The sequence below is a fragment of the Paenibacillus sp. MMO-58 genome, assembly GCF_037146255.1.
Lineage (GTDB): Bacteria > Bacillota > Bacilli > Paenibacillales > Paenibacillaceae > Pristimantibacillus.
Map to the genome: position 1 here is coordinate 806,064 of NZ_JBBCVY010000001.1, position 13,513 is coordinate 819,576.

A 13,513-nucleotide genomic window follows, 5' to 3' on the forward strand; every position below is an offset into this window, starting at 1 on the left:
AGGGTATGAGGTGATCAGGCGTGAATATATTAATGGCCGCTTCCGAAGCAACTCCGCTCGCCAAATCGGGCGGACTGGCTGACGTTGCAGGAGCTTTGCCGAAGGCGCTTAAGCAACGTGGAGCCGATGTTCGTATTATTATGCCCAAGTATGAAGAGATCCCAGATTATTATATTCAGAATTTTGAGCGAATTGCAGAATTTTATGTAAATTTTGGTTGGAGAAGTCAATATTGCGGGTTGTTCCGGGCGGAAATCGACGGTGTGATCTTTTATCTGATCGATAATGAGTTCTATTTCGGGCGCAGAGGGCTGTACGGCTATAACGACGATGCCGAGCGTTTCGTCTTCTATTCCGTTGCGGTTATGGAGGCTGTGCGGTACCTGGATTACACTCCGGATATTGTTCATTGCCATGATTGGCAGGCCGGACTTATCCCGTTTCTGCTCCGCACTCGTTATTCGAATGATCCTGCCTGGGACGGCGTGAAGTCGGTATTCACGATCCATAACCTGATGTATCAAGGGTTGTTCGGCATTGATCTATTGAAGGAGCTTCTGGGAGCGGGAGACGAGATGTTCACCGCCGACAAGCTGGAGTTCCACGGTGCCGCAAGCTGCCTGAAAGGGGGGCTTGTCTATGCGGACAAGCTGACAACGGTCAGTGAAACCTATGCCCGGGAAATCCAGAGCTGGGAGCACGGCGAGAAGCTTGACGGACTGCTAAGCAGCCGTTCCGGTGATCTTACAGGCATAATTAATGGGATTGATACCGAATTATACGACCCGATGAACGATGATGCCCTACATACGCCTTACCGTTCCTCTATCTCCCGCAAGCGCAAGAACAAGCTGAGCTTGCAGGCGGAGCTTGGTCTTCCCGAATCGGAGGAAACCCCGCTGATCGGTATTATCAGCCGTCTGGTGGAGTCGAAAGGGATGGACCTCATTATCTGGAAGCTTGACGAGCTTATGCAGGAGGATGTACAGCTTGTTGTTCTGGGGGCGGGAGATTGGCATTACGAGAATGCCATGAATCATCTGGTCGCCCGTTATCCGAATAAAGCCGCCGTATGGCTTGGTTATAATGACCGTCTGGCAAGAAGGATCTATGCAGGCTCGGATATTTTCCTTATGCCTTCCCGTTTTGAGCCTTGCGGCTTAAGCCAGCTGCTCGCTCTTCGTTACCGTTCCATTCCCGTTGTCCGGGAAACTGGCGGTCTAAAGGATACGGTCTTCTCCTATAATGAAGAGACCGGGGAAGGCAACGGCTTCAGCTTCACGCACTATAATGCGGACGATTTCATGTATACGGTGAGGCGGGCGCTGCACTTCTACCGCGATGATGCCGTATGGCGCCGCATCGTAGACAATGCCGGCAAGGAAGATTATAGCTGGAGCCGCTCGGCAAAAGCTTATATAGCCTTGTACGATCAACTTCTTGCTTCTCGAAAGGGGACTGAAAGATGGCCCGTCACCTTGTAATCGGCAATGGTAAATTGCTGCTCAATTTGGATCAACATTGTTTTATTCGGGATATTTATTTTCCGTATGTCGGACAGCTAAACCATGTGGGCGGTCACTATTGCCGGTTCGGGATCTGGATCGGAGGCGCATTTTCTTGGCTGGATGAGAAGGAATGGACATTCGAGCTCAACTATATCGAGGATTCCCTTGTGACGAACATCATTGCTAGGCATGAGGGATTAGGCGTAGAGCTGCAAATGAACGATGGCATTCATCAGCGCGAATGCATCTATATTAAACGGGTTGTTGTGCGCAATAGGAGGAACGAAAGCCGGGAAGCCCGGCTTTTCTTCCATCAGGATTTAATGATTGAAGGATCTGAGGTAGGAGATACGGCTGCTTATTATCCGGAAAATAATACAATGTTCCACTACAAACGCTCGAATTACTTCATGTTCAGCGGATGTACGGACGAAGGCGGCATCATGCAGTATTCTACCGGTATTAAAAGGTTTCACTCCGCCGAAGGAACCTGGCGCGACGCGGAAGACGGCGTGCTGATGGGCAATACGATTGCCCAAGGCTCGGTTGACAGTACGATTGGCCTTCGCACAACGGTACCGGGCAATGGCGAGAAGACGCTGTATTATTGGATGTCCGTTGGCAAAAATCTCGAGGAAGTTAAAACCCTTCATAAATACGTGAAGGATAATCATCCCGAGAAGCTGCTCAGCCGGATTGTCATTTACTGGAAGCATTGGCTGCAGCGTGCGGAGTCCGATCTAGGGGATTTGCCCAAAGAAGTCACCCGGATGTTTAAGCATAGTCTGCTGCTTGTCCGGACGCAGGTCGATGAGCGCGGTGCTATTTTGGCTGCGAATGATACGGATATTTTGCAGTACAACCGGGATCATTACAGCTATATGTGGCCGCGTGACGGCGCGCTAATCGCCGAGGCGATGTCACTGGCTGGCTATCAGAGCGTCATTTCGCCGTTTTTCTATTTCTGCGCGAACGCGTTGTCGCCGGAAGGTTATCTGTATCATAAGTACAATCCGGACGGCACGGTAGGCTCCAGCTGGCATCCTTATATTGTGAAGGGGAGCCAGAGAATTCCGATACAGGAAGACGAGACAGCGCTTGTCCTGTTTGCGTTGTGGCAGGACTACTCTCGGAATCAGGTTATCGAGCTGCCTCAATCGCTCTACAGCAACTTGATCCGGAAGGCTGCTTCCTTCCTAAGCGAATATATCGAGCCGGAGCTGTCGCTTCCGAAGCCAAGCTATGATCTATGGGAGGAACGGTACGGGATCTGGACGTATACCGCTGCTTCCGTCTATGCCGGTCTAATGGCAGGCGCTTTCTTCACCGAGCTGTTCGGTGATTATGAGCGGAGCGACCACTACCGCAATATGGCCCATACGGTCAAGACCGGAATATTAACCCATCTCTGGGATGAAGAATCCGGCCGTTTCGCCCGCGGGCTTGTACAACGGGATAACCGGTGGGTAAAAGATATGACGCTGGAGAGCAGTATATTCGGATTATGGGAGTTTGGCGTCTTGTCCGTTCACGATGAACGCGTGCAGAAGACGATGAATGCCATTAAAGAAGGTCTACGCGTAAGGACTCATATTGGCGGTATCGCCAGATATACCAATGATTATTATTTCCAGCAATCCGGAGAAATCGATCAGGTTCCGGGCAATCCGTGGATCATATGCACGCTGTGGGTTGCTAATTACGAGATTGAATCCGCACTTACGCTGGCAGACCTGGAAGGTCCGCTTAGGACGTTGGAATGGGTCGTCGATCATGCCTTGTCGAGCGGGCTGCTTCCGGAGCAGCTTAATCCGTACGACGGCTCGCCGCTGTCCGTGGCACCGCTCACCTGGTCGCATGCAACCTTTGTCCAAAGCGTAAGCAAATACGCTGCGAAGTATAAAGAACTCCAAGGCGCAAAGACGTAAATACATGAAATTAAAGCCGCTTAGCTGTCAGCTAAGCGGCTTTGTTTAGATCCGTAGAGCTCCTTAGAAGAAGCTGCAGGTACGGATAATGATAACCAGCAATACGAATAAAACAAGAATAAAGGCTGCGCTATTGTTCCAGACTCCTTGAACCGGTCCATAGCCCGTATTAGCTCCTGCTACAGGGTAACCCATTGTTCATTCCTCCCGAGTCGTTGTCTTGATTGTCAATTACAAGACCAATATATGAGCGGAGTGGGTGGAGGAATTGGACATTTGTACCTGTGCAGATGGTTTTGATGAATTCGCCTAGGTGAGATGGATCATCGTTTTTTCATATTGCCGGATATCTTTGATCCTTGATTCTGCGGTAGTCCGCATCGAATTGCCCGCCAGCAGGCTAGAGGTGGAGCCGACGCCAACCACGCTGATGCAGCCTACATTAATGCGCGGGCAGTGGTTCACCCGCTTGATTCGAACATCCTCTCCGGCGTCTGCAACCGGGTCGATAAGCTTCGGTAGCGGACGGCTGAAGATCGGATAGGACTCGAAATAAACGCTTCCCGCTTTGGTATGGTCAATGGCGCGCTGTACGGCAAGAGCGTACAGCTTTGGCGTGCCTTCCGCACGATCCCCGAATTGGATAATCGACCCAATCGAGACATCGATAACGGATACCAGCCCAATGTGGGATACCCGTATCGGATAAGCCTCCTCCATTCAGACGGTACCTCCTAACCGGCCATCGGGGATTCGCCAACCGCTTCCTCTTCGCCTTCCGGAGTGGGGAGCGGGGCTAATGGGCCAACAATGACGGATTCGGGAGGGGTATCAAACATCGAATACAAGGTGACAAAATCGGAGTCGCCGATCTGGAACATCGATGCCGACGTTACACCGAGTATTTCAATATTGCCAACGGTCAACCCGCAATTGTGTACGGTGAAATTCACCATCGCTAACTCCTCCTGTCAGCTGCCATTGCCGCTTTTAAGCGACTGGACATATTTCTGCATGGCAGCGTCTGCGTCTCTGATCGTCTTGGATAAAATCATTTCTTTCTTCTCCTGCTCGGTTGGCGGATCCTGTCCCTGTCCGGCAGCTCCTGCTTCAGCCTCGCCAGGCTTAAGCTGCATATAGAAATGAATACGGGAAGGAAGCTGCCTGCGGATATCCTCCAGAACCATATGCCGATGATAAGGATCAAGGTCTACTCCGTATTCGGTCTCAAGTGCGATAAGCCTTTGCGTTCCGTGCTGGCTCAAAAACCGGTCCACTTCCGCTCGGACGTCTGCATAGGGCTCTGCCGGCGGGGTTAACCCGTAGGCAGCCGAAGGAAAGACGGTTGGCTTTTGCTGCACGGCGAGCTGATCGATATCGCCTTCCCCGGGCGCTATCCCGGGCGGTGTCATTCCGATATTTAAAGTGCCTTCAAGCTTCTCTACTTTTAATTGGTCAAAATGATATTCCAGCTTCTCGATATTATAGATCGGCTTGTTCTCCAGTTGCTTCAGCTGCTCGCTAAGAACAGCGAGTTGCTTCTCCAGTGAATAAATCTGGCTCTGCTGCGCTCTCAGCTTTGTCTGGAGCTCAAGCGACCAGGCTTGCCATGGAGACAGCCCATTGCCGGGCGGCTGCTGCTGCATGATGACAGCCTCCTCTCTCTATGTGGGATTAGGAAGCGGAACAAGAGAAATTGGGCTTTCCTCTCCTAGCTGCGGAGCGGGGCCCGTAAACCCTCCCGAATTGTACAGTTGGGATAAAGAACGGATCGATCCTGCGCTTCCGACCTGAAGGACAGAGCTGTTCGTCACACTGTTTACCTTAAGCTGCTGTATGGTGATTGTCTGATAAATGGTCCAGTTCATACGTTACACCACGGTTTCCAGATTGTTCTGAGAGCTGTCTTGAACGTCCGGATCAAGCGTGTTTGTCGCGCTGACGGCATTGTTAGAGTTTGCCAGGCTTCCTGTCAGGAACGAGCCGGAGCCGGCATAGGTTTTCGTTTGGCTGGAGGGCGATACTTGGACCGCGTCTCCGAACTGAACGACGGCACTGGAGCCGACGCTGACTAATTTCACAAATCCAACGATAGAAGGCATTCATACTCACCCTTTTCCCTTAAAGCGTCTCGTATATTATCGTATGCGGCATATGCCCAGAGGTTCCGACGCCCGTGTGGATAAGTGCCTATCGAAGGAAGAAAGTAGCCTCTCCGCCCAGCTTCGCATATGCTAATGGGGAACGGCTGGAGGTGAACGGGAACGTGGAGAAGAAATGGGATGAACTCGAGAGATGGCTCGACGGCCAACGGCTGCCAAAAGGCTTCGATGTCATGAAGGAACCGGATTGGGTGGAGAAATTCGTCCGGAAGATGATGACCAAATCACTGCCTGCGGCCGCAAATTCCATCTTGGATCAAGCGGAAGCCAGCGAGGGAATTTCTTTCTTTGAGACTCATCAAGACTTGCTTGTGAAGTTCCACCTCCCGCGCGAAGTAAGCCGGGCAGATCTTCGCTTGTATGTCCGGGATGACCGCTTAAGGATTGAAGGACTTCCCAATCAGAAGAAGGAAATCATCAAACTGCCTAAGCTTGTTAAGCCGACCATTTGTCAGGCGGTTGTGAAAAACTACGTTTTGCAGGTAAAGCTGCGCAAAAGACCTCGGGCCGGTACTTATTATGAAACGGATATACGATGGTTGAAAGGTCGCTAATCCAGGGCCTTGCGGCCGTCGTTTTCTTTGCGTAAAAAACGTTTTGGGCCAATGGGTGGTGAAAGCCGTTTCATTTTGTCACCTTTTCTTACGGATTGTGGTTGGCGAACGGAGGGACAATCCCTTATAATGCTAATTGTGTACTTGCATTATTACATAGGGGAGTGTATGCAGTGACTTTAGTCGATGTCAGTGACATCTCTACTTCGTTATTTATTATCGGGGTTGTCTTTTTATTGCTCATTTTCGGATTATTAAGTCTTGGCATTCTTCGTATGTTCCAGCAGCGCTTCCGTTACGGATGGGTTTGCTTTGCGGGAGCGGTCGTCAGCTTTATCGCCTTAATGATTATTTTGAACAAATGGTATTTATAGCGGGTTTCTGCAAATAAATAGGGAGGATGCCCGTTATGATGTGGACAGCGATCTGGTTTGTTATTAATATGTTTTTTGTTGCATCTGTCATTACGTTGTTGTTCATGCACCGGTCCGTTACGGAAGCGGCACTTGATCCCGCAGGCGGCGAACGCCTTGCGGCGGCGAAGACAAGACGCAAATGGGTGTCGATCATAAGTATGGTGTTATTTCTGGCTATGTGTGCAAGTTTTCTAATAAACATGCGGCTGAACGGATGATAAAGGCTGCGCCCTAAGAGAGGCTCTCATTGACGAGAGTCTTTTTTTTCGGCATTATGAATAGAAAGACACTTTATTTTCGGAGGTCCTTTCATTGCATACGATAGATGAAATTATACAAAGAATGACCGGACAAGGGCTTCGCATTACGGATCAGCGCAAATCACTGGCCAAATTGTTTGCGGAGAGTCCGGGATACCTGGCACCTAAGGAAGTTTACGAATATATGGGCAAGTCCTACTCGGGCCTGAGCTTTGATACCGTATACCGCAATTTGCGCGTGATGGAGGAGCTTGGGGTTATCGAGCAGGTTATTTTCGAGGATGGCGTTAAATTCAAGCTTCATTGCAGGGAAAATGACCACCACCATCATATGATCTGCCTGCAATGCGGGCACACATACCCGATTACGTTCTGTCCGATGGAGCAGACAGTCGTGCCGGATGATTTCCGGGTAGTAAAGCATAAATTCGAAGTGTTCGGCTACTGCAAAGACTGCATTCAAGAAGAGTCGGCTGCCGGGGCAAACTGATGGCACGCAGCCGAACAGCCGTAAGAGTTCTGAAGGCACCGGTCCTTTTTTACCGCAAAGTGATATCGCCGCTTACGCCTCCGACCTGCCGTTATTATCCGACTTGTTCGGCGTACGCTCTAGAGGCGCTTGAGAAGCACGGAGCAGCTAAGGGCTCATGGCTTGCCGCGAAGCGAATCGCAAGATGCCATCCCTTCCATCCGGGGGGATACGATCCGGTTCCTCCTGTCCCGGGAGAGCAGGAGGGTAATACAGGCGGAACGGCTGCTCCTTGACAATGGAGCGTTTAATTGGTTATATTTTGTCATATAAGCATATTTCCTATATTCGATGAACGGATAAGTAAGATGAAGATACCATAACAGAGAGCCGGGCAAGACGCTGGAAGCCGGTATGGTTAAGCATCCGAAGATGGTCCCGGAGAATCTGTTTCCGAGCCTCAAGTGCGAGGTAAGGGAATGGCGTGAAGCCGGCGTTAACGGCTCTGCCGCCCATAGAATGGCGGCACACGAAGCTGCTGTGCGGTAGTTGATTCACGAATGCGCAGCGGGAATTTGGGTGGTACCGCGTGAGTGAACTTCAACTCTCGTCCCATGTTGGACGGGAGTTTTTTGCGTTCTCTCGCTTTATTTTGATCATAACGGAGGAATGACAAATGGGTAACGATAAAAAATCCTTTTATATTACGACACCGATCTATTATCCGAGCGATAAGCTCCACATCGGACATGCGTATACGACGGTAGCCGGCGATGCCATGGCGCGATACAAACGTCTTCGCGGGTACGATGTCTGGTATTTGACCGGTACGGACGAGCATGGCCAGAAGATTGAACGCAATGCGAAAGACAAAAACAAATCGCCCCAGCAGTTTGTTGACGATATTGTCGTTGGCATCAAAGAGCTCTGGTCGAAGTTGGAAATTTCGAACGATGATTTCATCCGTACGACGGAGCCGCGCCATAAAGAAGCGGTTGAGAAGATTTTCGCCCAATTGTTGAAGCAGGACGATATTTATAAAGGCGAATATGAAGGCTGGTACTGTACGCCATGCGAATCGTTCTTCCTCGAGCGCCAGCTGGTAAACGGCAACTGTCCGGACTGCGGACGTCCGGTAGAGCTCGTGAAGGAAGAAAGCTATTTCTTCCGGATGAGCAAATATGCCGATCGCCTCTTGAAGCATTACGAAGAGAACCCGGATTTCATTCAACCGGAATCGCGCAAGAACGAGATGATCAACAACTTCATTAAGCCGGGCCTAGAAGATCTTGCGGTATCCCGTACAACCTTCGACTGGGGCATTAAAGTCCCTGGGGATCCAAAGCATGTGATCTATGTCTGGATTGATGCGCTTTCGAACTACATCACAGCTCTCGGTTACGGTAAAGAAGGCAGCTCCGATCTGTATGACCGCTTCTGGCCGGCGGACGTTCATCTGGTCGGCAAGGAAATCGTTCGTTTCCATACGATTTATTGGCCAATCATGCTGATGGCGCTTGGCCTGCCGCTACCGAAGAAAGTGTTCGCGCATGGCTGGCTGTTGATGAAGGACGGTAAAATGTCGAAGTCGAAAGGGAACGTTGTTGACCCGGTAACCCTGATCGACCGTTACGGTCTGGATGCGGTTCGTTACTACCTGCTCCGTGAAGTACCGTTTGGTTCCGACGGCACCTTCACCCCGGAAAACTTTGTTGACCGGATCAACTTCGATCTGGCAAACGACCTTGGCAACCTGCTTAACCGCACGGTAGCTATGATCGATAAATATTTCGACGGCGAAATTCCGGCTTACGGCGGCAATGTAACGGCGTTTGACGAATCTCTGCAAGTACTGGCGGCAGAAACCGTACGTCAGGTTGAAGCGTCTATGGAGACGATGGAGTTCTCCGTTGCTCTGTCGGCGATCTGGCAGTTTGTCAGCCGTACGAACAAATATATTGACGAGACTTCTCCTTGGGCGCTTGCGAAGGATGAAGCGAAGAAGGACGAACTGGCTTCCGTTATGTATCATCTGGCGGAATCGCTACGCATCATCTCGATCCTGCTTCAGCCTTACCTGACTCATGCTCCTCGCGAGCTGTGGCGTCAGCTTGGTCTGGAAGAGGGCGAATTGACCGCTTGGGAAAGCACGAAGCGCTTCGGACAGCTGCCAGGCGGCACGCGCGTAACCAAGGGGGCACCTGTCTTCCCTCGTCTGGATGCAGCCGAAGAAGTAGCTTATATTGCCGCTGCGATGGGCGGAGGAGCTGCGGCTAAGACGGAAGCAGCTGTGCCGGCAGCAGACAATGCCGCGCAAGCCGTTGTACCAGCGGTCGAAACGAAGGAAGAGATCGGGATCGAGGATTTCGGCAAGGTCGAGCTTCGCGTCGCTCAGGTTATTGCAGCCGAACCGGTGCAAAAAGCCGACAAGCTGCTGAAGCTGCAGCTTGATCTTGGCTACGAGCAGCGTCAGGTTGTATCCGGAATCGCGAAGTTCTACACGCCGGAGCAGATGGTTGGCCGCAAAGTGATTTGCGTAACGAACCTGAAGCCGGTGAAGCTCCGCGGCGAGCTGTCGCAGGGGATGATTCTGGCGGCTTCGCATGGCGATCAATTAACGCTTGCTACGGTGCCGGATGACATGCCTAACGGCGCAATCGTGAAGTAATATAGAAGTATTGAGAACCGCCCGGATGTTGAATCCGAGGCGGTTCTCTTGCTTCTTAACGTATGTTGAGGTACAAGCATGTAAATAGTAGTTAATAGTTTATGGTTGACAGGGTGTAAGACCGCTCGTATAATCTAGAACGTAATAGTAACGATTACTAAAAAGAGTTTTGAAATGGAGATTATACGAATGCGTTCTGTTAAACATATGAGTGTAATGCTGTTTGTCATGACCGTTTTGCTCTCCGCATGCGGCGCTAATTCGGGTAAAACGCTTGTTGAAGGCAAGACCAACGTGGTTACGAGCTTTTATCCGCTCTATTATCTGGCAACCGAGATTGGCGGAGACAATGTGAATGTCGTTAATCTTATTCCCGCTGGGGTAGAGCCTCATGATTGGACGCCTAAAAGCCAGGATTTGACCATCGCATCCAAGGCGCAGCTGTTCCTGTATAACGGTGCCGGTCTAGAGGGCTGGACGGATGATTTTTTGAAAGGTCTGCCGAAGAACGGCGGTCTGATCACGGCCGAAATGAGTAAGGGAATTGAACTCATCCATGGAAATCCGGAAGAAGAGGAAGGGCACGATCATGGCGATCATGACCACGATCTTGATGTCGACCCGCATACTTGGGTTAGTCCGAAGTCTGCTAAGGTTATGGCGGCAAACGTGAAAGACAGTCTGATCCAGGCGGATCCTGCCCATAAGGAAGCGTTCGAAGCGAATTATCAAACGCTTGTAGGCAAGCTGGAAGCGCTGAACGAAGAGTTTGAGTCTAAATTAGCGGCAGCGCCGCATAAATCGATTGTCGTCTCCCATCAAGCTTTTGGTTATTTGGCCAGAGATTACGGGCTGACGCAGATCGCGATAACGGGTCTGTCTCCGGATGCCGAGCCTCGTGCCCAGGATTTGCTCAAGGTTGCGAAGTTTGTGAAATCGGAAGGCATCAAATATATTTATTTCGAAGAGATGGTATCGCCTGATCTGGCAAAAACGATCGCAAGCGAAACGCATACCAAGCTGCTTGTGCTTAATCCGATCGAAGGCCTTACGCCGAAGCAGGAAAAGGCTGGCGAGGATTATCTTAGCCTGATGGAGCAAAATCTGCAAAATTTATTGACCGGATTACAGAAATAATAGGAATGATATAGCGAAAGAGAGGTGGGGAACGATGCAAAATATAAGTTGTCATCAAGAAATAATAACGCTTGAGGATGTATCCTTTTCCTATCAGAGCCAAACGGTTCATAAAGGCCTTAATTTCTCGGTGAAAGAACGGGATTTCATCGGACTTATCGGTTCAAACGGTGCTGGCAAAACAACCCTGCTTCGCATGATTGTTGGGCTGCTTAAGCCGGAGAGCGGAACGATCCGTCTGTTCGGACAGCCGGTATCCCAGTTCAAGGATTGGGACCGGATCGGTTACGTCCCGCAGAAAAACTCGTTTAATCCGCTGTTCCCGGCTACCGTCCGCGAGGTTGTATTGTCGGGTCTATACAGCCGGAATAAATTGTTCCGCAAAATTACGAAAGCCGATCAGAAAAAATGCGAGGACGCCCTTCATGCCATGAATATTGAAGATCTGGCTATGAAGCGGATCGGAGAGCTGTCCGGCGGACAGCAGCAGCGGGTATTTCTTGCAAGAGCGTTAATCAACAATCCGTCGCTGCTCATCTTGGATGAACCAACGGTTGGCATCGATTCGGAGACGCAGGAAGGCTTCTTCCATATGATCAAGCATATGCACCAGCATCATAACATTACGTTTCTAATGGTATCGCATGACATGGAAATGATCCGGTCCTATTTGGGCCAGCAGCCTGCAGCGGAGAGCGGCAAGCTGAAATTTTACAAGAAGCATTCGCATGATCTGCAGAATTGCGTAGAGAACGATTTGACGCATAGCTTGAAGGAGCTTCGTCAACAAATGGAGAGCAGGAGAGAGGTCGTTACGGTTGGAGATCTTAGCTAGTGAGTTTTTTCAGCGGGCGTTAATCGGAGGCGTATTAATCGGGATAACGGCACCGCTTATGGGTATTTTTCTGGTGCTACGCCGCTTATCGATGATTGGCGACACCTTGTCCCACGTATCGATTGCGGGGGTTGCCCTAGGATTCCTGATTGGCGTATATCCGGTAGCGGTTGGCCTGGTGTTCGCGATTATTGCTTCATTCTTTATTGAGAAGCTGCGGAAAACATACAAAACCTACGCGGAATTGTCCATTGCCATTATCATGTCCGGCGGCGTTGCGCTGGCGTCGATTCTGTTCACTATGGGCAGGGGCTTTAATATTAACGTGAACGGCTATTTGTTCGGAAGTATTTTTACCCTCGACAATGTGGATCTCATTACGATTGCCGTCGTTACGGTTGTGGTTTTGGTCGCTATCCGCACACAGCTGAAGGAGCTGTTCCTGCTTACGTTCGACGAGGATGCGGCAGCGGTAAGCGGCTTGCCCGTTCGGTTCTATAATGTTATGATTAGCGTGCTTACTGCACTTGTCATTAGCGCGTCTATTAAAATCGTGGGAGCGTTGCTTGTTTCCGCATTGCTTACTATTCCGGCGGCCTGCAGCCTTATTATTGCCCGCAGCTTCCGTCAAAGCGTCATTACGGTAGTTGTGATCGGGGAGCTAGCCGTTGTAGCCGGACTGATGTTGGCAGGCGTATGGAATCTTGCGCCGGGCGGTACAATCGTTTTGTTATTGATTGCGATTATGCTTGTTCTTCTGTTGCTGAAGCGCGGCATGAAGATGGGAAGTTAACTTCGACTGAGGTGTTTAACTTTGGATAACATTAACGTATGGCTGGCGTTTGGCGCCGGCTTTGCTTCATTTATCTCGCCTTGCTGCCTGCCTTTATATCCTTCGTATTTATCTTACATAACCGGCATTTCCGTTAGTGATTTGAAGAATAATAATCAGACTTCCCAGATGAGAATGAGGACGATGTCGCATACCTTGTTTTTCATACTGGGATTTTGTACGGTCTATTACACGCTGGGCTACGGCTCCAACGTGTTCGCAGAATTTTTCAGCCAATATGAGGATTTGATCCGTAAGCTGTCGGCTATTCTGATCGTGCTTATGGGTTTATTCCTCGCGGGTATTTTTCAGCCGCAGGTGCTCATGAAGGAACGGCGTTTCAACTTTGACCCGACCAAAAAAACCGGCTATCTCGGCTCCTTTATTTTTGGCGTTGGCTTCTCGGCAGGCTGGACGCCTTGTATCGGACCGGCATTAACCGCCATTCTGGCTTTGGCTGCTTCGAAGCCGGGGACATGGTTCGAGCTGACAACAGCGTATGCGTTAGGGTTTGCCATTCCGTTTTTCCTGTTGGCCTTTTTCCTTGGATCGGCACGCTGGCTGCTTAAATATTCGTCCGTTGTTATGCGAATCGGCGGAGGCGTAATGGTGCTGATGGGGATTCTTCTGTTTACGGATCAGATGACCAAAATTACGATTTGGCTGAATCAGGTAACGCCCGCTTTTATGAAGTTTTAATGGGGAAGCGTAAGTTAATCGGCTTGCAGTAGCATTAAAAATCGT

The 13,513-nt window shown here is 50.3% G+C and carries 18 protein-coding genes; 12 read left to right on the forward strand and 6 right to left on the reverse strand.

All coding sequences use genetic code 11. From position 1 onward, the window contains the following. The first annotated feature begins 20 nt into the window (after positions 1-20). Both glgA and WFJ73_RS03590 read left to right on the forward strand, forming a co-directional pair. Positions 21-1,484: a glycogen synthase GlgA gene (gene glgA / locus WFJ73_RS03585; protein WP_336771739.1), complete on the forward strand. Its 1,464-nt coding sequence runs from the start codon at positions 21-23 to the stop codon at positions 1,482-1,484. Continuing rightward, positions 1,466-3,436, forward strand: a complete 1,971-nt coding sequence (locus tag WFJ73_RS03590; RefSeq protein WP_336771740.1) for a glycoside hydrolase family 15 protein — start codon at positions 1,466-1,468, stop codon at positions 3,434-3,436. Before glgA ends, WFJ73_RS03590 begins: the two co-directional genes overlap by 19 nt. A gap of 63 nt (positions 3,437-3,499) precedes the next feature. Here WFJ73_RS03590 and WFJ73_RS03595 read toward each other — a convergent pair whose 3' ends face one another. From WFJ73_RS03595 to WFJ73_RS03620, 6 genes are all read right to left on the reverse strand, one after another. Further along, the gene (locus WFJ73_RS03595) at positions 3,500-3,631 is read right to left on the reverse strand and encodes a sporulation protein YjcZ (protein WP_336771741.1); all 132 of its coding nucleotides are present in this window, start codon (positions 3,629-3,631) and stop codon (positions 3,500-3,502) included. A 114-nt stretch (positions 3,632-3,745) separates the two neighbouring features. Further along, a complete protein-coding gene (locus WFJ73_RS03600; protein ID WP_336771742.1) occupies positions 3,746-4,156 on the reverse strand; it encodes a spore germination protein GerPE in 411 nt (136 codons plus the stop codon). 14 nt (positions 4,157-4,170) lie between these two features. After that, positions 4,171-4,392, reverse strand: a complete 222-nt coding sequence (locus WFJ73_RS03605; RefSeq protein WP_336771743.1) for a hypothetical protein — start codon at positions 4,390-4,392, stop codon at positions 4,171-4,173. A gap of 15 nt (positions 4,393-4,407) precedes the next feature. Continuing rightward, positions 4,408-5,082, reverse strand: a complete 675-nt coding sequence (locus tag WFJ73_RS03610; RefSeq protein WP_336771744.1) for a spore germination protein GerPC — start codon at positions 5,080-5,082, stop codon at positions 4,408-4,410. Between the two features lie 18 nt (positions 5,083-5,100). Beyond that, positions 5,101-5,304 (reverse strand): spore germination protein GerPB, encoded by a 204-nt coding sequence (locus tag WFJ73_RS03615; RefSeq protein WP_336771745.1) that lies wholly within the window; start codon positions 5,302-5,304, stop codon positions 5,101-5,103. Between the two features lie 3 nt (positions 5,305-5,307). Further along, complete coding sequence (locus WFJ73_RS03620; protein ID WP_336771746.1) at positions 5,308-5,538, reverse strand: spore germination protein; 231 nt, start codon at positions 5,536-5,538, stop codon at positions 5,308-5,310. 164 nt (positions 5,539-5,702) lie between these two features. On the opposite strand from WFJ73_RS03620, the gene WFJ73_RS03625 reads away from it, so the two are divergent. The 10 genes from WFJ73_RS03625 to WFJ73_RS03670 all read left to right on the forward strand — a co-directional run bounded on the left by WFJ73_RS03625 (position 5,703) and on the right by WFJ73_RS03670 (position 13,468). Beyond that, positions 5,703-6,152: an Hsp20/alpha crystallin family protein gene (locus tag WFJ73_RS03625; RefSeq protein WP_336771747.1), complete on the forward strand. Its 450-nt coding sequence runs from the start codon at positions 5,703-5,705 to the stop codon at positions 6,150-6,152. Between the two features lie 173 nt (positions 6,153-6,325). Next, entirely contained in the window at positions 6,326-6,526 is a 201-nt protein-coding gene (locus tag WFJ73_RS03630) for a hypothetical protein (RefSeq protein ID WP_127496358.1), read from the forward strand. Positions 6,527-6,561: 35 nt separating this feature from the next. Further along, positions 6,562-6,786 (forward strand): hypothetical protein, encoded by a 225-nt coding sequence (locus WFJ73_RS03635; protein ID WP_336771748.1) that lies wholly within the window; start codon positions 6,562-6,564, stop codon positions 6,784-6,786. A 94-nt stretch (positions 6,787-6,880) separates the two neighbouring features. After that, positions 6,881-7,318 (forward strand): Fur family transcriptional regulator, encoded by a 438-nt coding sequence (locus WFJ73_RS03640; protein ID WP_336771749.1) that lies wholly within the window; start codon positions 6,881-6,883, stop codon positions 7,316-7,318. Continuing rightward, the gene (yidD, locus tag WFJ73_RS03645; protein WP_336771750.1) at positions 7,318-7,593 is read left to right on the forward strand and encodes a membrane protein insertion efficiency factor YidD; all 276 of its coding nucleotides are present in this window, start codon (positions 7,318-7,320) and stop codon (positions 7,591-7,593) included. The genes WFJ73_RS03640 and yidD overlap by 1 nt, the downstream gene beginning before the upstream one ends. Positions 7,594-7,973: 380 nt before the next feature. Beyond that, positions 7,974-9,965 carry a methionine--tRNA ligase gene (metG, locus tag WFJ73_RS03650; RefSeq protein WP_336771751.1) on the forward strand — a complete coding sequence of 664 codons (1,992 nt, stop codon included), beginning with the start codon at positions 7,974-7,976 and terminating at the stop codon, positions 9,963-9,965. A 189-nt stretch (positions 9,966-10,154) separates the two neighbouring features. After that, the gene (locus WFJ73_RS03655) at positions 10,155-11,102 is read left to right on the forward strand and encodes a metal ABC transporter solute-binding protein, Zn/Mn family (protein ID WP_336771752.1); all 948 of its coding nucleotides are present in this window, start codon (positions 10,155-10,157) and stop codon (positions 11,100-11,102) included. A 34-nt stretch (positions 11,103-11,136) separates the two neighbouring features. Next, positions 11,137-11,937, forward strand: coding sequence for a metal ABC transporter ATP-binding protein (locus WFJ73_RS03660; RefSeq protein WP_336771753.1), 801 nt, complete (start codon positions 11,137-11,139; stop codon positions 11,935-11,937). After that, positions 11,921-12,730 carry a metal ABC transporter permease gene (locus tag WFJ73_RS03665; protein WP_015843876.1) on the forward strand — a complete coding sequence of 270 codons (810 nt, stop codon included), beginning with the start codon at positions 11,921-11,923 and terminating at the stop codon, positions 12,728-12,730. The genes WFJ73_RS03660 and WFJ73_RS03665 overlap by 17 nt, the downstream gene beginning before the upstream one ends. A 21-nt stretch (positions 12,731-12,751) precedes the next feature. After that, complete coding sequence (locus tag WFJ73_RS03670; protein ID WP_248756287.1) at positions 12,752-13,468, forward strand: cytochrome c biogenesis CcdA family protein; 717 nt, start codon at positions 12,752-12,754, stop codon at positions 13,466-13,468. The last annotated feature ends 45 nt before the right edge of the window (positions 13,469-13,513 follow it).

Coding starts and splice junctions, on each gene's coding strand:
- WFJ73_RS03590 (WP_336771740.1), top strand. CDS start 1,466: ATGGCCCGTCACCTTGTAATCGGCAATGGTAAATTGCTGCTCAATTTG.
- WFJ73_RS03595 (WP_336771741.1), bottom strand. CDS start 3,631: ATGGGTTACCCTGTAGCAGGAGCTAATACGGGCTATGGACCGGTTCAA.
- WFJ73_RS03600 (WP_336771742.1), bottom strand. CDS start 4,156: ATGGAGGAGGCTTATCCGATACGGGTATCCCACATTGGGCTGGTATCC.
- WFJ73_RS03605 (WP_336771743.1), bottom strand. CDS start 4,392: ATGGTGAATTTCACCGTACACAATTGCGGGTTGACCGTTGGCAATATT.
- WFJ73_RS03610 (WP_336771744.1), bottom strand. CDS start 5,082: ATGCAGCAGCAGCCGCCCGGCAATGGGCTGTCTCCATGGCAAGCCTGG.
- WFJ73_RS03615 (WP_336771745.1), bottom strand. CDS start 5,304: ATGAACTGGACCATTTATCAGACAATCACCATACAGCAGCTTAAGGTA.
- WFJ73_RS03620 (WP_336771746.1), bottom strand. CDS start 5,538: ATGCCTTCTATCGTTGGATTTGTGAAATTAGTCAGCGTCGGCTCCAGT.
- WFJ73_RS03635 (WP_336771748.1), top strand. CDS start 6,562: ATGATGTGGACAGCGATCTGGTTTGTTATTAATATGTTTTTTGTTGCA.
- yidD (WP_336771750.1), top strand. CDS start 7,318: ATGGCACGCAGCCGAACAGCCGTAAGAGTTCTGAAGGCACCGGTCCTT.
- metG (WP_336771751.1), top strand. CDS start 7,974: ATGGGTAACGATAAAAAATCCTTTTATATTACGACACCGATCTATTAT.
- WFJ73_RS03655 (WP_336771752.1), top strand. CDS start 10,155: ATGCGTTCTGTTAAACATATGAGTGTAATGCTGTTTGTCATGACCGTT.
- WFJ73_RS03660 (WP_336771753.1), top strand. CDS start 11,137: ATGCAAAATATAAGTTGTCATCAAGAAATAATAACGCTTGAGGATGTA.